The 20,988-nt window shown below is 67.3% G+C and carries 19 protein-coding genes; 11 read left to right on the top strand and 8 right to left on the bottom strand.

Annotated features, from left to right (window positions below; genetic code table 11):
* Nucleotides 1-88 precede the first annotated feature (88 nt).
* Genes paoA through paoC form a run of 3 tightly spaced genes read left to right on the top strand, consistent with a single transcriptional unit; the run spans nt 89 to nt 3,893 of the window.
* Nucleotides 89-736 carry an aldehyde dehydrogenase iron-sulfur subunit PaoA gene (gene paoA, locus HT136_RS03855; RefSeq protein WP_214198018.1) on the top strand — a complete coding sequence of 216 codons (648 nt, stop codon included), beginning with the start codon at nt 89-91 and terminating at the stop codon, nt 734-736.
* Nucleotides 733-1,689: an FAD binding domain-containing protein gene (locus HT136_RS03860; RefSeq protein WP_214198020.1), complete on the top strand. Its 957-nt coding sequence runs from the start codon at nt 733-735 to the stop codon at nt 1,687-1,689. Before paoA ends, HT136_RS03860 begins: the two co-directional genes overlap by 4 nt.
* Complete coding sequence (paoC, locus tag HT136_RS03865; protein ID WP_214198028.1) at nt 1,686-3,893, top strand: aldehyde oxidoreductase molybdenum-binding subunit PaoC; 2,208 nt, start codon at nt 1,686-1,688, stop codon at nt 3,891-3,893. The genes HT136_RS03860 and paoC overlap by 4 nt, the downstream gene beginning before the upstream one ends.
* A 69-nt stretch (nt 3,894-3,962) precedes the next feature.
* On the opposite strand, the gene rlmN is transcribed toward paoC, so the two are convergent.
* A complete protein-coding gene (rlmN, locus tag HT136_RS03870) occupies nt 3,963-5,276 on the bottom strand; it encodes a dual-specificity RNA methyltransferase RlmN (protein ID WP_214198030.1) in 1,314 nt (437 codons plus the stop codon).
* Nucleotides 5,277-5,529: 253 nt separating this feature from the next.
* On the opposite strand from rlmN, the gene HT136_RS03875 reads away from it, so the two are divergent.
* On the top strand, nt 5,530-6,201 hold the full coding sequence (locus tag HT136_RS03875; protein WP_214198032.1) for an outer membrane protein: 672 nt from the start codon (nt 5,530-5,532) through the stop codon (nt 6,199-6,201).
* Nucleotides 6,202-6,276: 75 nt separating this feature from the next.
* Here the strand turns inward: HT136_RS03875 and HT136_RS03880 are convergent, their stop codons facing one another.
* Both HT136_RS03880 and HT136_RS03885 read right to left on the bottom strand, forming a co-directional pair.
* A complete protein-coding gene (locus HT136_RS03880; protein ID WP_246543323.1) occupies nt 6,277-6,789 on the bottom strand; it encodes a hypothetical protein in 513 nt (170 codons plus the stop codon).
* A 3-nt stretch (nt 6,790-6,792) separates the two neighbouring features.
* Complete coding sequence (locus HT136_RS03885; protein WP_214198034.1) at nt 6,793-7,281, bottom strand: GreA/GreB family elongation factor; 489 nt, start codon at nt 7,279-7,281, stop codon at nt 6,793-6,795.
* A 127-nt stretch (nt 7,282-7,408) separates the two neighbouring features.
* Here HT136_RS03885 and HT136_RS03890 point away from each other — a divergent pair, with 127 nt between their 5' ends.
* Nucleotides 7,409-8,797 (top strand): glycoside hydrolase family 27 protein, encoded by a 1,389-nt coding sequence (locus HT136_RS03890; RefSeq protein WP_214198036.1) that lies wholly within the window; start codon nt 7,409-7,411, stop codon nt 8,795-8,797.
* Nucleotides 8,798-8,818: 21 nt separating this feature from the next.
* On the opposite strand, the gene HT136_RS03895 is transcribed toward HT136_RS03890, so the two are convergent.
* Entirely contained in the window at nt 8,819-10,783 is a 1,965-nt protein-coding gene (locus tag HT136_RS03895; protein ID WP_214198038.1) for a lytic transglycosylase domain-containing protein, read from the bottom strand.
* 101 nt (nt 10,784-10,884) lie between these two features.
* Between HT136_RS03895 and dapA the strand changes: the two genes are divergently transcribed.
* From dapA to recA, 6 genes are all read left to right on the top strand, one after another.
* Nucleotides 10,885-11,766: a 4-hydroxy-tetrahydrodipicolinate synthase gene (gene dapA, locus HT136_RS03900; RefSeq protein WP_214198040.1), complete on the top strand. Its 882-nt coding sequence runs from the start codon at nt 10,885-10,887 to the stop codon at nt 11,764-11,766.
* A 149-nt stretch (nt 11,767-11,915) separates the two neighbouring features.
* Nucleotides 11,916-12,398, top strand: a complete 483-nt coding sequence (gene smpB, locus HT136_RS03905; RefSeq protein ID WP_214198042.1) for an SsrA-binding protein SmpB — start codon at nt 11,916-11,918, stop codon at nt 12,396-12,398.
* Nucleotides 12,395-12,976 carry a DUF2062 domain-containing protein gene (locus HT136_RS03910; RefSeq protein ID WP_214198044.1) on the top strand — a complete coding sequence of 194 codons (582 nt, stop codon included), beginning with the start codon at nt 12,395-12,397 and terminating at the stop codon, nt 12,974-12,976. Before smpB ends, HT136_RS03910 begins: the two co-directional genes overlap by 4 nt.
* The gene (locus tag HT136_RS03915; RefSeq protein ID WP_214198046.1) at nt 12,973-13,572 is read left to right on the top strand and encodes a DUF2062 domain-containing protein; all 600 of its coding nucleotides are present in this window, start codon (nt 12,973-12,975) and stop codon (nt 13,570-13,572) included. The genes HT136_RS03910 and HT136_RS03915 overlap by 4 nt, the downstream gene beginning before the upstream one ends.
* Nucleotides 13,569-16,016, top strand: a complete 2,448-nt coding sequence (locus HT136_RS03920; protein ID WP_343222099.1) for a hybrid sensor histidine kinase/response regulator — start codon at nt 13,569-13,571, stop codon at nt 16,014-16,016. The genes HT136_RS03915 and HT136_RS03920 overlap by 4 nt, the downstream gene beginning before the upstream one ends.
* A 404-nt stretch (nt 16,017-16,420) precedes the next feature.
* A complete protein-coding gene (recA, locus tag HT136_RS03925) occupies nt 16,421-17,494 on the top strand; it encodes a recombinase RecA (RefSeq protein WP_214198048.1) in 1,074 nt (357 codons plus the stop codon).
* Nucleotides 17,495-17,605: 111 nt separating this feature from the next.
* On the opposite strand, the gene HT136_RS03930 is transcribed toward recA, so the two are convergent.
* From HT136_RS03930 to HT136_RS03945, 4 genes are read right to left on the bottom strand one after another with little or no spacing between them, the layout of a single operon-like run.
* Nucleotides 17,606-17,860: a hypothetical protein gene (locus HT136_RS03930; RefSeq protein ID WP_214198050.1), complete on the bottom strand. Its 255-nt coding sequence runs from the start codon at nt 17,858-17,860 to the stop codon at nt 17,606-17,608.
* Nucleotides 17,861-17,877: 17 nt separating this feature from the next.
* Nucleotides 17,878-18,855, bottom strand: coding sequence for a threonine ammonia-lyase (locus HT136_RS03935; RefSeq protein ID WP_214198052.1), 978 nt, complete (start codon nt 18,853-18,855; stop codon nt 17,878-17,880).
* Between the two features lie 15 nt (nt 18,856-18,870).
* Nucleotides 18,871-19,515 (bottom strand): class I SAM-dependent methyltransferase, encoded by a 645-nt coding sequence (locus HT136_RS03940; RefSeq protein ID WP_425516876.1) that lies wholly within the window; start codon nt 19,513-19,515, stop codon nt 18,871-18,873.
* A 5-nt stretch (nt 19,516-19,520) separates the two neighbouring features.
* The gene (locus HT136_RS03945; protein WP_214198054.1) at nt 19,521-20,771 is read right to left on the bottom strand and encodes a BtaA family protein; all 1,251 of its coding nucleotides are present in this window, start codon (nt 20,769-20,771) and stop codon (nt 19,521-19,523) included.
* Nucleotides 20,772-20,988: the final 217 nt, after the last annotated feature.

Below are 20,988 nucleotides of genomic sequence, written 5' to 3' on the forward strand. Positions count from 1 at the left end.
CAAGGTTCTCGGGGCCCTTTCTCGTTTTGGGCAATGCGCCAGTCGGCGCGCCAGGTGCGACACACAGGACAAGAGAAGGTTTCTTCCCATGGATGAGCCCGGTTATTTCGCGGTTTCCCGGCGCGGGGTGCTGCAGAGCGGCGCGGCGGGGTTCGCTGCCGGCACGGTGCCCGGGGCCAGCGTGGCCTTCGCGGCGGAAAACAAGGCGGGCGCGATCGCCGTGTCGCGGATGCCGGTTCGGCTCGAGGTCAACGGCGAAGGCCATGACCTCACGCTCGATACGCGCACCACGCTGCTCGACGCGCTGCGCGAGCACTTGCACATGACCGGCACCAAGAAGGGCTGCGACCACGGCCAGTGCGGGGCCTGCACGGTGATCGTCAACGGCGAGCGGATCAATTCGTGCCTTTCCCTCGCGGTCATGCACGAGGGCGATGCGATCACCACCATCGAGGGGCTCGGCACGCCCGAGGCGATGCATCCGATGCAGGCCGCTTTCGTCAAGCACGACGGGTACCAGTGCGGCTATTGCACGCCGGGCCAGATCTGCTCGGCGGTTGCGGTGCTCAAGGAGATCGCGGCCGGGGTGCCCAGTCACGTGACCGAGGACTTGGGCGCACCAATGCAGGCCTCCAACATGGAAATGCGCGAGCGCATGAGTGGCAACATCTGCCGCTGCGGGGCCTATTCGAACATTGCCGAGGCGATGGCGCAGGTCGCGGGAGAAAGTGCATGAAGCCGTTCACCTTCGAGCGCGTCTCCAGCCCGGCGCAAGCCGCGGCTGCCGCCGCGAAGAGCCGGGGCGCCCGGTTCATTGCGGGTGGAACGAACCTGCTCGACCTCATGAAGCTCGAGATCGAGGCGCCCACGCACCTCATCGACGTGACGCAGACCGGGCTTGGTGAAATTTCGGCGACGGGTGATGGGGGGCTGCGCATCGGCGCGCTCGTCACCAACACCGCGCTCGCCGCGCACGAGCGGGTCAAGCGCGACTACGGCGTGCTCAGCCGCGCGATCGTCGCGGGGGCCTCCGGGCAACTGCGCAACAAGGCCACGACGGGCGGCAACCTGCTCCAGCGCACGCGTTGTCCCTATTTCTACGACACCAACATGGCCTGCAACAAGCGGGTGCCCGAGAGCGGCTGTTCGGCGCGCGGCGGCGTGAGCCGCCAGCTCGGCATCGTGGGCGTGAGCGAGGCCTGCATCGCGACCTATCCCGGCGACATGGCAGTGGCGCTGCGCGTGCTCGACGCGGTGGTCGAGACGGTCCGTCCGGACGGTTCGGCGCGGACAATCCCGATTGCCGAATTCCATCGCCTCTGGGGCGATACCCCGCATATCGAAACCGCTCTCGAGCCCGGTGAGATGATCACCGCGGTCGTCCTGCCCGCGCCGCTTGGCGGCACGCATCTCTACCACAAGGTGCGCGACCGGCGCTCCTATGCCTTCGCGCTCGTCTCGGTGGCGGCCGTGCTCGACGCAGAGGGGCGTGGCCGGGTCGCCGTAGGGGGTATTGCTCCGCGTCCCTGGCGGGTGGAGGCGGCCGACGCGGCCTTGCCCGACGCCGCCGCCGCCGCACGCGCTTTGACGCAAGGGGCGAGCCCCACCGACCAGAACGCCTTCAAGATCGCCCTCGTCGAACGCACGCTGGCCGGCGTTCTTGCCAAGGCTCGGGGAGAATTCGCATGAAGTACGTCGAACCCGTCGGCGAGACGCCGATCGACCGTCAGCGCGTGGTCGGTCGCCCGACCCCGCGCATCGAAGGGCCGCTCAAGGTCACCGGCCGCGCCCACTATGCCTATGAGCGCCACGATGTCGTCGAAGACCCGCTCTACGGCTTCGTCGTCGGCTCGGCGATCGCGCAAGGGCGCGTGACCGGCTTCGATTTGGCCGAGGCCAAGGCGCAGCCGGGCGTCGTCGAGATCCTCACCACGACCGAGATGGAGGCGCTGCCGCTCGGGCTGGGCAATTCCACAACGCTGTTTGGCGGCGATGTGATCCACCACTACCATCAGGCGATCGCGCTGGTGGTCGCGCGCAGCTTCGAGGAGGCGCGCGCCGCCGCCTCGCGGGTGCGGGTTTCCTATGCGCGCACGCCCGGGCACCACGATCTGGCGTCGATCGCCGACACCGCGCCCTTCGCCAAGGACGGCGACAAGGGGCCCGACGTCAGTGCGCTGGGCGATTTCGAGGCGGCCTACGCCAAGGCGCCGGTGCGCATCGACGCGACCTACACGACGCCCGACGAAAGCCATGCGATGATGGAGCCGCACGCGACCACGGCGCACTGGCAGGGCGACAAGCTGACCTTGTGGACCTCGAACCAGATGATCAGCTGGGGCAAGGATTCGATCGCCAATGTCCTTGGCCTGAAGCCCGAGAACGTGCGTCTGGACTGTCCCTATCTCGGCGGTGGTTTCGGCGCCAAGCTGTTCCTGCGCGCCGATGCCGTGCTGGCGGCGCTGGGCTCGAAGCGGACGCAGCGCCCGGTCAAGGTCATGCTGTCGCGCCCGCTCGTCTTCAACAACACCACGCACCGCCCGGCAACGATCCAGCGCCTGCGTTTCGGGGCGGACAAGGACGGGCGCATGACCGCCTTCTCGCACGTTTGTACCTCGGGCAACCTGCCCGGTGGCGACATCGAGAACGGCGTGTCGCAAAGCCGCCTGCTCTACGCCGCGCCTAACCGCTACACCGCGCACCGTCTTGCCGAACTGGACCTGCCCGAAGGCGCCTCGATGCGCGCGCCGGGCGAGGCGGCAGGCATGATGGCGCTCGAAGGGGCGATGGACGAACTGGCCGAGGCGCTCGGCATGGACCCTGTCGAGCTGCGCATCGTCAACGATACCCAGGTCGATCCCGAGAATCCGGAGCGCAAGTTCTCCAACCGCAAGCTGGTCGAATGCTTGCGCCGGGGGGCCGAGGCCTTCGGATGGGACGCGCGCAACACGACGCCGGGCGGACGGCGCGAGGGACGCTGGCTGATCGGGCACGGCATGGCGGTAGGCTTTCGCAACTCGATCCCGCGCAAGTCCGCGGCGCGCGTGCGTCTGTCAGGCAACGGCCAGGTCACCGTGGAGACCGACATGACCGACATCGGCACCGGCACTTACACGATCCTCGCCCAGACGGCGGCCGAAATGCTGGGCCTGCCGCTCGAGGCGGTTTCGGTGACGCTGGGCGATTCCGACCATCCCGCCGCCTGCGGATCGGGCGGGCAGTGGGGCGCGGCCAATTCGACCTCGAGCGTCTATGCGGCCTGCGTGAAAGTGCGCGAGACCGTGGCGACGCGCCTGGGCTTCGATCCGGCCAAGGCCGATTTCAGCGACGGTTCGGTGCACCAGGGAAGCGAGAGCCGTCCGTTGGCGGATGCGCTGGGCGCGGGCGAGATCGTTGTCGACGAATCCATCGAATACGGCGACTTGGCCGAGAAGTTCCAGCAGTCGACCTTTGCGGGCCACTTCGTGGAACTGGCCGTCGATGCCTATACCGGCGAGACGCAGGTGCGCCGCATGCTCGCCTGCTGCGAGGCGGGGCGCATCCTCAATCCGGTCTCGGCGCGTAGCCAGGTGATCGGGGCGATGACGATGGGCGTGGGCGCCGCATTGACCGAGGAGCTCGCGGTCGACACCCGTTACGGCTTCTTCGTCAACCATGACCTTGCCGGCTACGAAGTTCCGGTCCACGCCGACATCCCGCACCAGGAGGTGATCTTCCTTGAGGAGCTTGATCCCGTGGCTTCGCCGATGAAGGCGAAGGGCGTGGGCGAACTGGGCCTGTGCGGAGTGGGCGCGGCCGTGGCCAATGCGCTTTACAACGCGACCGGCGTGCGCGTGCGCGAATATCCGCTCACGCTCGACAAGTACCTCGACAAGCTGCCCGCCATCGCCTGACAACAGCAAAAAGGGCGGCCGGAATGTACGTCCGGCCGCCCTTTTCGTAGTCCTTGCCTGCGCTGTGCGTCATTCGGCCGCGGCGGCGAGTTCCTTGTCCTTTTCCGCGTAGAGGCGGTCCATCTCGGCGCGGCTCTTCTTTTCGGCGGCAGTCTTGAGCTGGCCGCAGGCGGCATCGATGTCGCGCCCGCGCGGGGTGCGCACAGGCGCCGAGATGCCCGCCTCGAAGACGATGTTCGAGAAGGCCTTGATGCGCTCGGGCGTCGAGCATTCGTAGGCGGCGCCGGGCCAGGGGTTGAACGGGATGAGGTTCACCTTGGCGGGCAGCTTGTAGTGCTTGAGCAGGCGCACGAGTTCGCGCGCGTCGGCGTCGCTGTCGTTCTTGTCCTTGAGCATCACGTATTCGAAAGTGATGCGCCGGGCGTTGCTGGCGCCGTGGTAGTTGGCGCAAGCCTCGAGCAGGGCCTCGATGCCGTACTTCTTGTTGATCGGCACGATCTCGTCGCGCACGTCCTTGGTCACCGCGTGCAGCGAGACCGCAAGGTTCACACCGATTTCCTGGCCGCAGCGCTCCATCTGCGGGATCACGCCCGAGGTGGAGAGCGTGATGCGCCGGCGCGAGAGCGCCAGGCCGTCGCCGTCCATCACGAGTTTCAGGGCATCGCGCACGTTGTCGAAATTGTAGAGCGGCTCGCCCATGCCCATCATCACGATGTTGGTGAGCAGGCGCCCGTCGGCCGAGTAGGAACCTTCATCCTCATCCTCGTCGAGCCCCGCCATCGTGGCCAGGCGGGTGTCGGAAGCGGACTTGGGCCATTCGCCCAGTGCATCGCGCGCGAGCATGACCTGGCCGACGATCTCGCCCACGGTCAGGTTGCGCACGAGGCGCATGGTGCCGGTGTGGCAGAAGCGGCAGTTGAGCGTGCAGCCGACCTGCGAGGAGACGCACAGCGTGCCGCGGTCCGCATCGGGGATGAAGACCATCTCGTAGTCATGGGCGTCCGCGGTGCGCAGCAACCATTTGCGGGTGCCGTCGCTCGAGTGCTGGGCTTCGACGATTTCGGGACGGCCCACGACGAAGCGCTCCGCCAGCCAGGGCCGCATGGTCTTGGCGATGTCGGTCATCGCCTCGAATTCGGTCACGCCACGGTGGTAGAGCCAGTGGTAGACCTGCTTGGCGCGCAGCTTGGCGGCCTTGGCATCGAGGCCAGCCCCCTCGAACAGTTCGGCGATGCGTTTCTTGGGCAGGCCGATGAGGTCGGTGCGGCCATCGGCGCGCGGCGTCACGCCATCGACGAGCGTCGGGCGGGGAACCGGCATCGGTTCGTTCGGACCGGGGATCGTCATGATCCCCCCGGCGGGCAGGGAATTCGTGTCTGTCATGATTGGCGCTGCCTATACGCGATTTTCGCCGGAAACGAAAGATGGGCCCGCCTTGGCGCGCGCAAACGTCGCGCAGGGCCTCTGCGTTCCCGCCACTCGTCGCGTGGAACACTCGGTGTGTCGTGCGAGTGTGGCAAAAAAACATCAATGATTTCGTTGTCTTACGTTCATGAAACTCCGGTCGAGGGCTGGGCATTTCACTGGTCCATGCCGGGTCGCAACCCTGCACACAAAAACAAGACTGGAGTTTGAGATGAAGAAGATCCTGTTCACACTTGCCGCCGGTACCGCGATCGCAGCCACGCCCGCGATGGCGCAGGACGTGGGTCCGGTCGGCCCGTTCGACGGCTTCCACGTCGAGGCCCTGGGCGGCTACGACATCACCCAGGCGGGCAGCAGCGTCGATGACGATTCCTCGATTGACAACGATCAGTCGATCGACGGCTTCACCTATGGTGTCGGCGCGGGTTACGACTTCAAGGTCGGTGACCGCTTCGTGGTCGGTCCCGAAGCCGAAGTGACCTGGTCGACCGCCAAGACCGAATTCAACGACGGCGACTGGGAAGGCTTCGGCATCGGCAACGTCAAGACCAACCGTGACCTCTACGTCGGCGCGCGTGCCGGCTACATCGTCGGGCCCAAGACCATGCTCTACGTGAAGGGCGGTTACACCAACGCCAAGTTCGACGTGAACAACGGCACCGACGGAACGCGCTACGGTCGCGACATCGACGCCGACGGCTGGCGCGTGGGCGCGGGTATCGAGCAGGCGGTGACCAACAACGTCTTTGCCAAGCTCGAGTACCGCTATTCGAACTATGAGAAGGGCGAAGTCGACTACACCGCCGACATCCCCGATAGCCAGCGCTTCGACCTCGACCTCGATCGTCACCAGATCATGGCTGGCGTGGGCGTGCGCTTCTAAGCGCCTGCGGTCTTCAACGAACCGAGTGGGAAGGGCGGGGCTGATGCTCCGCCCTTTTCGCGTGCGGTGTACGGCTTAGCGCAGGCGCGCGCAGCCCAGCAGCGCCGCGTCGATGGCCGAGGCCGCACCTGAAAGTTGCCAGGTGTTCGAAAAACGCCCGCCCTTGGCATCGCGCGCGCTCACGGTCATCGAGCTCGCCGAGCGCATGGCCGCGATGATCGCCGCGTTCTGCCGGTCGTCGAGAGGCCAGGCATCGCCGCCGCCGCCGGTCAGGGCAAAGCGCTCGCGCCCGATGCGCAGCGAGATCGGGCTCCCGGGGGCCATCTTGCGCGAGACGCGGAAATGAAGCTGGTTGCGCCGGTCGCGCCGCGGCCAGGTTCCGATCGCGGCAAAAGGCTGGTAGTCGCGCCACATCTGGCTGGGCGCCGCCTCGGCGATGGCATAGCAGCGCGGCACCACCGGATCGCGAAAGACACCCCAGTTCTCGTAGAGCCCGAGGCTCTCGCGCGCCTCGAGCGAAGGCGCGCCGATTGGAGCAAGGGCGAGGAGGCTGGCAAGGCCGGCGCACCACAGGCGGGGATGGCGCATTGGCTAGCGGGCCTCGGGATAGGTGATCGCCATCACCTCCCATTCCTTTTCGCCCGAGGGCAGGTGGACCTTGCGCAGATCACCGATGGCGGCGCCGCGAAGCGCCTTGGTGAGCGGGGCGCTCCAGCCGATGCGGCCCGCGCCCGCGTCCTGCTCGTCGTCGCCCACGAGCGTTACCACCTTGCGCGCGTCGTCCTCGTCGGCAAGTTCGACCGTCGCGCCAAAGAACACCTTGCCGCGCTCGACCTGCCGCGATGGGTCGATCACGCGCAGCTTCTTCATGCGCCGCGCGAGATAGCCCAGTTCGCGGTCGATCTCGCGCATGCGCTTGCGACCGTAGAGATAATCGCCGTTCTCCGAGCGGTCGCCGTTGCCCGCGGCCCACGAGACGATCTCCACGATCTCGGGGCGCTCCTTGCCGAGCAGGTGGTCGTAACGCGCGCGCAGCGCGGCAAATCCGGCGGGGGTGATCGGTGGGCCTTCGGGTTTCATTGCCCTATCCATATGCCGCCCCACCGGGCCCGCCAAGTGCACACAAGCGCCTCTCCCCGACTTGCGGAGGAGCATTTAGTCCGACAAAAGGGGCGCGAGAGAAAAACCGGGATCGAGGACCTGCCCCATGACCGACCAGTCGTTCCATCTATCGCGCCGCCAGACTTTCCTCACCGGTGCCGGTCTCGCGGGCGCCGCGCTTTCAGCCGGGGCGCTTGCCGCCGCGCCGGCTTCCACCGTGGCGCCAGCCGCGCCCGGTGCTACGCTCGCACCGCGGCCGCCGATGGGTTGGAACAGCTGGAACAGCTTCGCTGGTACGATCAACGAGGCGCAGGCGCTCGAGACGGCCCAGATCATGGCGCAGAAGCTGCTGCCCTTTGGCTATGACGTCTTCACCGTCGACATCCAGTGGTACGAGCCCGAGGCTTCGAGCTATACCTACAATCCCAACCCGGTGCCCGCGCTCGACGGTTTTGCGCGGCTCGTGCCCGCGCCCAACCGCTTTCCCTCCTCGGCGGGCGGCAAGGGCTTCGCGACGCTCGCCGCGAAAGTCCATGCGCTGGGCCTGAAGTTCGGCATCCACGTCATGCGCGGGATCGCGCGCCATGCGGTCAAGCTCGACCTGCCGATCGCGGGCACGAAATACACCGCGCGCGACATCGCCGATACCTCCAGCATCTGCCCGTGGAACCCGGATATGTACGGTGTCGACATGACGAAGCCCGGTGCCCAGGACTATTACGACGGGCTCTTCCGGATGTACGCCGAATGGGGCGTGGACTTCGTCAAGATGGACGACATGAGCCGTCCCTACGACGCCCACGCGCCGGAGATCGAGGCGGCGGCCAAGGCGATCGCGCGCTGCGGCCGGCCGATCATGCTCAGCCTCTCGCCGGGCGAAACCCCGGTGCCGCGTGGCGACCATGTCCGCCGGCACGCGCAGATGTGGCGCATTTCGGACGATTTCTGGGATGACTGGAAGCTGCTCGCGGCCCAGTTCACCCGGCTCGAGAACTGGAACGTGTGGATGGGGCCGGGCTCCTGGCCCGACGCCGACATGCTGCCGCTCGGGCGCCTTGCGCTGGGGGATCGCGACACCAAGTTCACGCCGGACGAGCAGCGGACATTGATGACCTTGTGGTCGATCGCGCGTTCGCCGCTGATCATGGGCGGCGACTTGCGCCACCTCGACGCGGCGACGCTTGCGCTGCTGACAAATCCGGAAGTCCTTGCCGTCAACCAGGCCGCGACGGGCGCCTGCCCGCATTTCCTGGCGGATGACCTCCGGGTCTGGACCGCGCGCGATGCACGGGGCTTCGCGAGCTACCTCGCGCTGTTCAACACCGCCGACACGGCGCGAGAGGTGTCGGTCGGGCTCGGCGCACTGGGCCTTGCGGGCAGTTTCGTGCAGCGCGATCTGTGGGCGCGGGCCCAGCTTGGCGACGTGAAGGGGCAAGTGACGGCCACGTTGCCCCCCCATGGATGCGCGCTCTACAAGCTCACGCCGCTCGTCTGAGACGGCGCGCGCCGGGGATCATTACCCCGGCGAACGCTTGCCCATCAGCTTGCTGAGGAGATTGGGGCCTTTGTAGTCGGCCTTCTCGGGGTGCATCGCGTCGTAGACGGTCGCGTTCTCGAGCACGCGCATGACGTAGTTCTTGGTCTCGTAGAACGGGATCTGCTCGATCCAATCGATCCAGTCGACCGAACCGGTGCGCGGGTCGCCATTGGCCGAGAGCCACTTGTTCACGTTGCCCGGCCCCGCGTTGTAGGCTGCGATGGCGAGCGGGCGCGCGCCGCCGTAGTAGTCCATCATGCGCGCGAAGAACCCGGTGCCCAGACGCACGTTGTAGGTCGGATCGGTGATCAGCGCGCTCTGCGAATAGGACAGGCCGAGTTTTCCCGCGGTTTCGCGCGCGGTCGCCGGCATGAGCTGCATCAGGCCGCTGGCGCCGGCGTGGCTGACTGCGTTCTGGGCGAACTGGCTTTCCTGCCGGGTGAGGGCATGGGCCATCGTCCAGTCGCTGCCGGCGGGGACGGGCATCGTCGGGAAGGCGATCTCGCCGAATTCGCCGTAGCCTTCGCCATGCGCGCTCTGGCCCAGGATCACGGCAAGGTCACGCCGGCCCAGTTCGCGGGCGAGGTCGGCGACAAGGACGTAGTCGGCCTCGGTCTCGGCCTGGTCGGCAATCTCGCGGAAGAACTGGACGCCCGTGCGCCAGTCGGCGCCGCGGGCGACATCGCGCACGGCCTTGGTGATCGGCTTGGCCAAGAAGGCAGAGCGCTGGGCGGGAGTGGGCCTTGCGGATGGACGCGTATCGAGATCGGGGAGCGGGCGCCCCAGACGCTCAAGCGAGAGCTGGCCGTAGAAGTAGTGGGGGTACTGCGCGGCCATCTCGAAGTAGCGCCGTGCGCCGCTCTCATCGCCAGCCTTGGAAAGCGCGCGGCCGGCCCAGTAGAACCCCTTGGAACGGGTGCCGGGCGTCTGTGCGGCCGCGCCATAGCGGTAGAAAAGCGGCGCGGCGCGGCGGGCATCGCCCAGTTGCCACAACGCCTTGGTGCCGCCCAGCCAGACCAGCGAGGTGTAGTCGTCGCGCAGGCGATAGGAGAGGCGACTGATGTCGGTTCCCGGCGCGAAGGCGTCGTCGATCGAGGCGGCGATCTGGACCGCGTTCGAGGCGCTTGTGCCGCGCGCGGCGGTCAGGAGTTCACGCACCCACTTCTCGGGCTCGGGCACGGGTTCGCGCAAGGTGGGGCGGCTGACGAGATAGGCGATGGCGCCGGGCAGGTTGCCGTTGCGCCGTGCTTGCGAGACGCGGTTGTAGACGTAGCCAGGGTCGGTGTTCACGCTGGTGGGCAGGTCGAGCCCGAGCGAGCCGGGGGCGGTGCCCTGAAGCATCGCCAGGCGCTCCATGAACACGGCGCGGCGCGCGGGCGAGACGAACGAGATCTCGCGCTCGGCCTGCGCGGTCTGGCCCTGCCAGAGCAGCGCGTTCATGCGTGCGTCGTGGTCGGCCTGGGTGAACTGGCTCTGGTAGAGCGAGAGCAGTGTTGCCTCGGCGTTGTCCGAGAGGCTGCCGCCGCGCCAGGCCGCGCGCGCCTTCTCCAGCGCGTCGCCGCGGCGGACCGAGGACAGCGCGGTGGCGTAGCGTCCGGCGGCGTCGTTGCCGAGCGGCGGGAAGCGGTCGAAAAAGGCGATCACCGTCTGCGGGGAGGGCGACTCGCGCAGCATTGCCTTTTCGGCGTAGCCGCGAATCTTCTCCTCCTGCGGATAGCCGGGATAAGTGAGCAGGAAGCCGGCATAGGTGTCGAAATTGAGTCGGTCGGTGGCGACCAGGCGGCTCCAGGTGTCGATCGACTGGTGCACGCGCGGGTCCATGCTCTGCGCCTGCTGGGCCCGCGCAATGTCCCATTCCCGCGCCTCTTGAGCCATTGCCGGGGTGGTCAGCGCCGCCAGCGCCACACTCGCCAGGAAAGAAGAAACACGTAACATACTGGACATCGTGGAGGGAGGCTCCTTATCAGGCGCTGAATGTAAGGCGCGATGAGGACGCATGTTCCCTCGCCGCTCCGGACAATTGCGCATCACTAGGGGTAAAGTCCATGTTCTCGGGTTCCATTCCGGCACTTGTCACACCGTTTCGGGACGGTGCCTTCGATGAAGCGGCGTTCCGCCGCCTGGTCGACTGGCAGATCGAAAGCGGTTCGTCGGCGCTTGTTCCGTGCGGGACCACGGGGGAAAACTCCACGCTTTCCAACGCCGAGCACCACCGCGTGATCGAGGTTTGCATCGAGCAGGCGGCGGGCCGCGTGCCGGTTATCGCGGGCTGTGGCAGCAACGATACGATGAACGCACTTCTCCACATGAATTTCTCCAAGAAGTGCGGGGCAACCGCCGCCTTGGTGGTCGCGCCCTACTACAACAAGCCCAGCCAGGAAGGCCTGCTGGCGCATTTCTCGTACCTCGCCGAGCATGCCGACCTTCCGATCCTGCTTTACAACGTGCCGGGCCGCACCGTGTCCGATCTCAAGCCCGAGACCGTGTGCGAACTCGCGCGACGCTACCCGGACAAGATCATCGGCATCAAGGATGCAAGCGGTGACCTGAGCCGTGTGACCGACCACCGCATGGGCATCGCCAAGGACTTCTGCATGCTCTCGGGCGATGACGAGCTGGCGCTGCCGTTCAACGCGGCGGGCGGCACGGGGTGCATCTCGGTGACGGCCAACGTCGCGCCCGCGCTGTGCGCCGAATTCCAGGCGGCCTGCGCGGCCAACGACCTGGCCAGGGCGCGCGAGCTCAACGACAAGCTCTACCCGCTGCACTATGCGATGTTCGAGGATTCCTCGCCGGGCCCGTGCAAGTACGCGCTTGCGCAAGTCCACGACTGGATCGAGAACGAGCTGCGCCTTCCGCTCGTGCCCTGCAACGAGCGCGCGCGCACCGCGGTCGACGAGGCGCTGGTCCACGCCGGACTGCTCTGAGCCCGGCGGCCGGGCGCCTTTTCCAAGGGCCCGGCGTCGCGCGCAGGCTGATCCAAGGGGAAGCGGCGGGGCGAGCAGTGCGACAATGTCGCTCATGTCGTTTTCAGCCGTTTCCTTTTGCGCTGCGGATCACTACATGCGCCTACATCATGGCACGTCCGCAACGCACAGAATTCGAAAAGACCAAGACCGTCGCCGAAAATCGCCGGGCCCGCTTCGACTATCACATCGAGGATAAGTTCGAGGCCGGGATCGCGTTGACCGGGACCGAGGTCAAATCGCTGCGCTTCGGCGAAGGTTCGATCGCTGAATCCTACGCCGAGATCAGCGGCGGCGAATGCTGGCTGATCAACGCCAACGTGCCCGAATTCAGCCATGGCAACCGCTTCAATCACGAACCCAAGCGGCCGCGCAAGCTGCTTCTGCACGAGCGCCAGATCGCCCGCCTGCAGGGCGCTGTGGAGCGCAAGGGCATGACGCTCGTCCCGCTCTCGGTCTATTTCAACTCGCGTGGGCGGGCGAAGGTCGAATTGGCCCTTGCCAAGGGCAAAAACGCGGCGGACAAGCGCAACACGGTCAAGGAGCGTGACTGGAAGCGCGAGCAAGGCCGGCTTTTGCGAGAACACGGATGAGCACGGCCTTCGGGCGTCTGGCAAGCTGGCTGCACCAGCAGATGCCAACCCATCAGCAGATCGAGGCGAACCGCTTCACCGCTCCCCTGGCGCGGCGCGGGGAGCTGTTCCGCTTCACGCGCCGGTCGGTTCCACGCGGCGTGGCGGCCGGTCTGTTCGTGGGAATCTTCGCGCTCATCCCGGGGGTGCAGATCATCGGCTCGGCGCTGACCTGCGTGCCGGTGCGCGGCAATATCCCGCTCGCGGTGGCGATGACCTTCGTGAGCAATCCCTTTACTACGCTCTTCGTGATCCTCCCGCTCGCGGTGACCATCGGCAACCTGTTCGGCTTCCACGCCGATATCGGCACGATCACGGTGATGATGGAGCACCACGCCAGCCTCGGCCAGTGGTGGCACTGGGTGCTGTCGGACACCGCGCCGGCGATCGTGCTCGGGCTGTTCCTCCAGGCCGTCGTGGCCTCGGTGCTCGGCTATGGCGTCGCGGCGGGCCTGTGGCGCCTGCGCATCGCGGGCAAGCACCGGCGCCGGCTTGCCCGGTCGGCTTCAAGCCCAGCCACGCAAAGCGTCGAGGCATGAGCACGCGTACGCTCCTCCAACGGATTTCGGGCGCGCTCCACAAGCGCCTGCCCAGCCGTGAGGACGTCGCCGCCAACAAGTGGCTGGCCCCGGTCGCGGGCCGTGCGCTCAGTCCCGAACTCTGGCGTTTTACCCGCCGCTCGGTCCCGCGCGGCGTGGCGCTGGGCCTGTTCGCGGCCTTCATCGTGCCGCTGGGGCAGATATTCCTCGCCTGCCTGCTGGCATTTCCGGCGCGCGCGAATGTCGCGGTCGCCGCACTGCTGACCTTCGTCACCAATCCGTTCACCTTGCCGTTCTGGTTCGTCGTCGCGAACCGTGTCGGGCATTTCTTCCTGCGTCCGGGAAGCGGAGACGAAATCGTCCAGTCGGCCGCGAACGGCAGTGCGGTGTGGAACGACATCAACTGGTTCGCCCATTCGGCGGGGCAGGCGGCGCTCGGCTTCGTGGTGCTCGCACTGGTCAGTTCGGCGCTCGGGCATCTTGTCGCGGGGTGGGTCTGGCGGTACTGGATCGGACACAAGCACCGCGAGCGGCGCCTGCGGCAGTCGCAGCCCCGGGTCGCCGCGGTTTCGGAAGGGACGGATAAGGGCGAGTGATCGGATCGGACGAAGCATCGCAACCTGGCGCGTCCAGGGCCTTTTCCGATCCGCTGGTCGTCCTGCTTGCCCTGGCGGCCAGCCTCGCGCTGGTGTGGGGCGTCTCGCGCGATCCGATCCTGACGGGCGTCTACGGCGCGGCGCTGCTGGGTCTGGCGGCGCTGGCCTGGTACCATTCGCGAAGGCGCGAGGACACCGTTCACCCCGACTTCGCGCCGCCGGACTGGTCGGTCACCGTGGCCGCGATCGACCATCCCGACGTTGCGGTCGCGATCACCGACAGGGCCGGGCGCCTGACGTGCGCCAACGCCACCTTCGAGGGGACGTTCGGCGTCGTCGCGGCACCGCCTGCGCTGGGTTTCGCGCCCGCCGTGCAGGACCGCCTCTCCGACGTCACCCGCATCGCGCAGCGCGACGGGCAGGCCTCGTGCGAAGTCTCGGACGAGCAGGGCACCTGCTGGCGTGCCGACGTACGCCGGGCCGGGCGCGGCGACGATTTCCTCGTCTGGAGCTTCACGCCGCTCTCCGCGCCAAATCTCGTCGATGACCTCATCGCCCGCCTTGAAGGTGGTCTCGGCCGAGCGCTGGCGCGCGCCGAGATCGCGGCCGCGCTGGTCGATCCGGACGGTACGATCCGCGCCACCTCCGCGCTTTTCGCCGAACGTGCCGCGGGGCAGGCCGAAGCCGTGCTCACGGGAACCGATTTCGTCGCGCTGCTCGCGCAGGACGAAAACGGCGGCATCGGCTGGGCCCGCGAGGGCGGGCATGGCGAACCACTCATCCTCTACCACGTGCCGGTTGCTTCGCCCGAAGCGCCCGATCCGCTCGACGAGGCGACCACGCCGTCGCTGATGCTGGCAGTCTCGGCGTCGCAGGGGATCGGGGCCGGCAGTGGCGCAAGCAGCGCCTCGCCGCATCTCGAGGCGCTGCTGGGGCAGCTTCCGCTCGGCCTCGCCATGGCCGATCGCGACGGCCGCCTGCTGTTCGCCAATGCCGCCTTCCTGCGCGCGGCGGGATGCGAGGGGCAGGACGCGCCGACTTATCCCACCGACCTCGTCGTGCGCGACGACAAGCGTGCGCTGTCCGAGGCGATCCGCCGCTTTGCCCAGGGCCCCGCGACGGCGGGCGACATCGCCGTGCGGCTTACCGCGCAGGCCGAGGATCCGGTCTCGCTCAGCCTTGCCGGTGTGCGCGGGCTTGGCGATGCCGCGGTGCTGCTCGGCCTGACCGACAATTCGGAGGAGACCCGGCTCAAGCGGCAGGTCGCGCAGGCCACCAAGATGCAGGCGGTAGGTCAGCTGGCGGGCGGGGTCGCGCACGATTTCAACAACGTGCTCACCGCGATCCTGGGCACCTGCGACCTCATGCTGATGCGCCACACGCCCGGCGATTCGGACTACGACGACATCCAGCAGATCCGCGCCAATTCGAACCGCGCGGCCTCGCTCACACGCCAGCTCCTGGCCTTCTCGCGCCAGCAGACGCTGCGCCCCGAAGTCATCCAGCTGCCCGACGTGGTGGCCGACGTCGCGCAGATGCTTCGCCGCCTGATCGGCGAGAAAATCGAGCTGGTGGTGAAGCACGACCGTGATCTGGGTCCGGTGCGCGCCGACCCGACGCAGCTCGAACAGGTGATCGTCAACTTGTGCGTCAACGCGCGCGACGCGATGCAGGCGCGCGGCGACGGTTCGGGCAAGCTGACCTTGTCCACGCGCAAGGTGGCGACCACCGAACTGCGCGCCCAGCGCAGCGAGATCATCCCGGCGGGCGACTACACCGCGCTCATCGTCGAGGACACCGGCGGCGGCATTCCGCCCGAAGTGGTAGGCAAGATCTTCGAGCCCTTCTTCACCACCAAGGAGCAGGGCAAGGGGACGGGGCTGGGCCTCTCGACGGTCTATGGCATCGTCAAGCAATCGGGTGGCTTCATTTTCGTCGAGAGTGAAGTGGGCAAGGGCACCCGCTTCATCGTCTATCTGCCGGTACATCACCTGGCCCCGGGCGCGTCGGCAGCGCCGGTCGCCGAAGCGGAACCCGAGGCGGAGCCCAGCCAGTGGGCCGGTGGCGGGCGCGTGCTGTTGGTCGAGGACGAGGTCACCGTGCGCATCATTGCTGAACGCGCGCTCCTGCGGCAGGGCTACGAGGTGACTTGTGCGCAGGACGGCGAGGATGGCCTTGCCATCGTCGAAGACGTGGTCGCGGCCGGCGGCGGCTTCGATCTCGTCGTATCCGACGTGGTCATGCCCGGGCTCGACGGACCCGGGATGGCGCGGGCGATCCGGGGCATCGTGCCCGGGCTGCCGGTGCTGTTCATGTCGGGCTATGCCGAGGAACAGCTGCGCAAGGAGATCGGCCTTGCCAACGCCTGGTTCATGCCCAAGCCCTTTTCGGTCCAGCAACTTTCCGAGAAGGTCGGCGACGTCCTGGCGAAGGCCGCGCGCTAAGGCTCGCGGCTGTGCGCGACGCATCGAAACAGTGGAAAAACGCTTAGGGCCTGCGGGCCGGGACAGGCAGGCCTTCTCGCCTGCTCAGGTGCGCATGCGCGCGTGGCGATCGTGATTGCGAGGTGGCGCGTCTAGGTGCTTTCGGGGCGGGCCCCGGGTGGCTTCATAGTGAACCCGCAAGGGCTGGTTCCCGCGCCCGCTGAGGCTTTTGCGTCGGTCATGCGGGGTGCGCGCGGACTGTGCCCCGCCGGGCTGCCAGCCTTGGTGCAGGGCGGTGCCGGGGGCGGGGATTAAAAATTGTCCATTCCTGCATGTTCTCATCTTGTTCACGTGGAACAAATGCGATACATGGCTCCCGGTGACGTTGACCTTTCCGGTCAGCCCGGTAGCAAAGGGGAAGTTTTATGGCTGCTCAGCTCAAGCTGATCCAGGAAGGCAAGGAAAAGGACGCAATGGACCGTCAAAAGGCGCTCGATGCGGCGCTCGCCCAGATCGACCGCGCGTTCGGCAAGGGTTCGGCGATGAAGCTGGGCTCGAAGGAGACGATGCAGGTCGAGGCGATCTCGACCGGCTCGCTCGGGCTCGACATTGCGCTTGGCGTGGGCGGTCTGCCCAAGGGCCGTGTGATCGAGGTCTATGGCCCGGAAAGCTCGGGCAAGACCACGCTCGCGCTCCACGTCATCGCCGAGGCGCAGAAGAACGGCGGCACCGCGGCCTTCATCGACGCCGAGCACGCGCTCGACCCGGTCTACGCCAAGAAGCTGGGCGTGGACATCGATGAACTGATCGTCTCGCAGCCCGACACCGGCGAACAGGCGCTTGAGATCACCGACACGCTGGTGCGCTCGAACGCGATCGACGTCCTGGTGGTCGACTCGGTCGCCGCGCTCGTTCCCCGTGCCGAGATCGAGGGCGAGATGGGCGACAGCCACGTCGGCCTGCAGGCCCGCCTGATGAGCCAGTCGCTGCGCAAGCTGACCGGTTCGATCAACCGTTCCAAGTGCATGGTGATCTTCATCAACCAGCTGCGCATGAAGATCGGCGTGATGTACGGCAACCCCGAGACGACGACGGGCGGTAACGCGCTCAAGTTCTATGCCTCGGTTCGTCTCGACATCCGCCGCACCGGCCAGATCAAGGACCGCGACGACATCATCGGCAACGCGACCCGCGTGAAGGTGGTGAAGAACAAGGTCGCGCCCCCGTTCAAGCAGGTCGAGTTCGACATCATGTACGGCGAGGGCATCTCCAAGATCGGCGAGATTCTCGATCTCGGCGTCAAGGCCGGCATCGTCGAGAAGTCGGGTTCGTGGTTCAGCTACGATTCGATCCGCATCGGCCAGGGCCGTGAGAACGCCAAGACCTTCCTTAAGGAAAACACCGAGGTCTGTGAGCGCCTGGAAAAGGCGATCCGTGGCCAGACCGAGGGCCTGTCCGAAGAGATGATGGTCGGCCCCTCGGCGGAAGACGAGGATTGATCGATCGGCAGATGCGGGAATGAGCCTGGTTTCGTTCCCGCTGGCCCCACGAAAAAGCCCCGGACGCAAGTCCGGGGCTTTTTCGTGCCGGTTGCCGAAGAACGCTGGAGCTCAGGGCGCCCGGTCGAGCAAGTCGAGGAAATTGCGCGCGGCCTCGCGCTCGGCCTCGTCCTTGAAGGCGACGTCGAGATCGGGCGCAACGCCGAGCATGTACATCAGCGCCCAGAGCGCGAAGCGCCGGCCGGGGTCCTGCTCGAGCCCGAAATCGACGCGCATCTTCTCGGTCGCGCTTTCGAAGGCGGCGGGGCTGATCGTGGTTGGATCGTCGGTGCCGAAATAGCGGCGCAGCTGGTCGTTGAAGTCCATGGGGCGGGGCTGGACGCTCAGCGGACCGGGGTCAAGACTTTTGCAAAGGCAGCCGCATCGGTGTTGCCGCCCGAAAGGATCACCGCAGTGCGTGCCGTCACTTCGAGCTTGCCCGCAAGAACAGCCGCCAGTGCCGCCGCGCCGCCCGGTTCGACAACTAGCCGCAGCTTCTCGAAGGCGAGGCGCTGGGCGGCGGCGACTTCGCGCGGAGTGACGACGAGGCCGAACGGGCAGCGTGCGGCGAGCACGGCGAAGTTGATCGGATGGGTGGCGGGCGTCTGCAGTGCGTCGCATGCGGTCGGCGGGGCGTCGGGAGCGACTGTCTGGATGGCGCCGGCTGCGAGACTGCGACAGACGTCATCCCAGCCTTCCGGCTCGACCGGCACGATCGCCGCGTCGGGACAGGCGAGCGCAAGTCCGGCGGTCAGCCCGCCGCCGCCGCAGGGCGAAACGACGAGGTCGGGGCCAGAGCCAGTCATGTGTTCCATCTGCCGGGCAAGTTCGATACCCGCCGATCCTTGGCCCTCGATGACCCAGGGATCCCCGAAGGGGTGCACCAGTGTTGCGCCCTTGTCGGCGCACAGGGCCTGCGCGACGGCATCGCGGTTCACCCCGCCGGGCCGGTCGTAGAGCACGACTTCGGCGCCAAGCGCGCGGGTGTTGGCGAGTTTCACCGCCGGCGCGTCGACGGGCATCACGATGGTGGCTGCGATGCCGAGCCGGCGCGCTGCCCAGGCGAGGCCCTGCGCGTGGTTGCCGCTGGAAACTCCGACCACGCCGCGCGCGCGTTCGTCTGCATCAAGCGCGCTCAGCCGGTGCCAGGCGCCGCGAATCTTGAACGCGCCGATCGGCTGCAGGCATTCGGCCTTGCACCAGATCGTGCGCCCCTCGATCTCCAGCGCGAGGAGCGGCGTTGCGGGCAGGATCGCCGCGACGGCGCGCGCGGCCTCGAGAACGCCGTCATGGGTGGGCGTGCGAAGTGGGGTCCGGGTCATCCCCCGTCCATAGCCTCAGCGGGTGAGCCGCACCAACTGGTAATAGCAGGCTGGGCCATGCACGACTTCGCAGCGCAGCCCATGGGCATGGGCGTAGCGCTGCGCGACCGAGGCGAGATCGGTGCGCGGGGTCACGTGAAAGCGCCTTAGCCACCCGAGGAGTGCGTTCCGGGCGGGACCCGGCAGGCCGCGCAAGTCTCCAAAATCGACCACCTGGAGCGATCCCCCCGGTGCGAGTGCGGCGCAGGCCTGGCCAAGGCAGGCTGGCCAGTCGGGGATCATCGAGATCGCGTAGGATAGGACGATGCGATCGAAGACGGCGCCGCCGAACAGCGTGCGGGCCTCAAAGCGCGTCGCATCGCCCTGCGCCAGCAGGACCTCGCGGGGGAGCCGTGCGCGCGCGGTCTTGAGCATTTCGCTGGAGATGTCGAGCCCGTGGCACTCGACGCCCGGCCAGACGCGCGCGATCGCGGCGAGGTTGCGCCCGGTGCCGCAGCCCAGTTCGAGGACGCGCATGCCCGGCTGCACGTCGAGCTCGCGGATCAACCGGTCGCGGCCGAACAGGTAGTACTTGCGCGTCAGGTCGTAGATCGGGCGCTGCCAGCGATAAATCGCGTCCATCAGCCCGGCGTGATCGCTCGTGGAAATCGGGCTCGCCACGTGGATCAGCCCTTGCGTACGTAAAGGTGGACGCCGCCGTAGATTGACGAGCGGTCATCCTGGGTCGCGCGGCGCGATTCGGCCTCGCGGTAGTCCCAGCCCTCGAGGATCGCCTCGGGGACCCGGCCGGGGAGGAGCGAGGGCGCGGCGGCGGTGCGGAACAGGACACGTGCGCCCGGACGCGACACGCGGGTCAGTTCGGCCCAGAGGTCGGTGAGTTGCCCGTCGCTCATCCAGTCCTGCGCGTCCAGCAGGATGAAGCGGTTGAACGCGCCGTTGTCGCTCGATCGCAGAACTTGCGTGAAATTGGCGTGGCGCACGGTGAGGCGTCCGAGCCGTGCGCGCACGCCGTCGATCTGGCCTTGCTGGAGGTAGGGGGGCAGCGGGGCCTCGTGGCCGCGCCCGTAGCCACGCGCGAAGGCCTGCCAGGCAAAGTAGTTGTCGTTGACCGGAAAGTCGCAGGCAAGCTTCTCGAGCCGCTCGCGCAGCACGTCGACCATGCGCTGCTCGCCGGCGAGCGCATCGTATTGCGCAGGAGGAATGCCGAGGCCGAACAGCGAGGCGGGATGGTTGGTCAGCCAGCGCACCAGACGGCGCTCGAAGACAGGGGCGAAGCGCGCCTCGAACAGGCGGCGTTGTTCGTCGAGGCTGCCCGCGCCCAGGATTTCGGCCGGGTCAAGCTTGTAGAGCCGGGCGATCACGTGCGCCGCGCCGATGAAGCCGCCGAGCAGACCCTGCTTGTAGATTCCACGCGTGAAGGCACGGATGCGGCGCCGGCCGACGAGGTCGCGGCCCTCCCAATAGCGGCGCGTGGTCTCGTCGAGGTGGGGCGCGATCCGTTCGCGGTAGAGCGCGAGGTTGCCGGGATGATCGGCCTCCGCGATGAACTGGCGCAATTGCGCGTAGTCGGTCAACTCGCGCAGCGCGACATGCTTGAGCTTGTTGAGCGCGATATGCGCGGTATTGAGATCGACCACGGTAATCGCGGCCGGATCGGCGGTGAGGTAGGAAAGGGCGTTGCACCCACCGCTCGCGATGGTGAGCACGCGGCTTTCGCCGTCGAGCGCGAGCGCGGCCATGTCGGCCACGGGGTCTTCCCAGATCTGCGCATAGACCAGCCCCTTGAAGGCGAGCGCGAAGGCCTTGTCGAGCAGCCGCGCACCGGTACGTGCCTCGCTGCGCACCACCGCGCGCTGGATCAGCTTTGAACCATCTTCGTGGCCGCGTCCGGCGCGTCTCGCCTGGTTGGGAAACATGGCTGCCTTGTCCTTCGTTCCTGCACTCGTGTGCTTTGGCGAAATGCCTCGCGCGCGTGACCGCGCAATGACGTCTCGATGGCAGTTTGTGACACTCTCGGAGGTGAGGCGCAGGCGTGACAGATGTGCACATCCCGGCCGCTGCGGGTCTCGCCGGAGTTGAGTTGTCACACAGGACCCCTATATGCGGTCCTTTCCCGAGAATTGGGCGCAGGAG

The sequence above is a fragment of the Novosphingobium profundi genome, assembly GCF_018491765.1.
GTDB classification, from domain to species: domain Bacteria; phylum Pseudomonadota; class Alphaproteobacteria; order Sphingomonadales; family Sphingomonadaceae; genus Novosphingobium; species Novosphingobium profundi.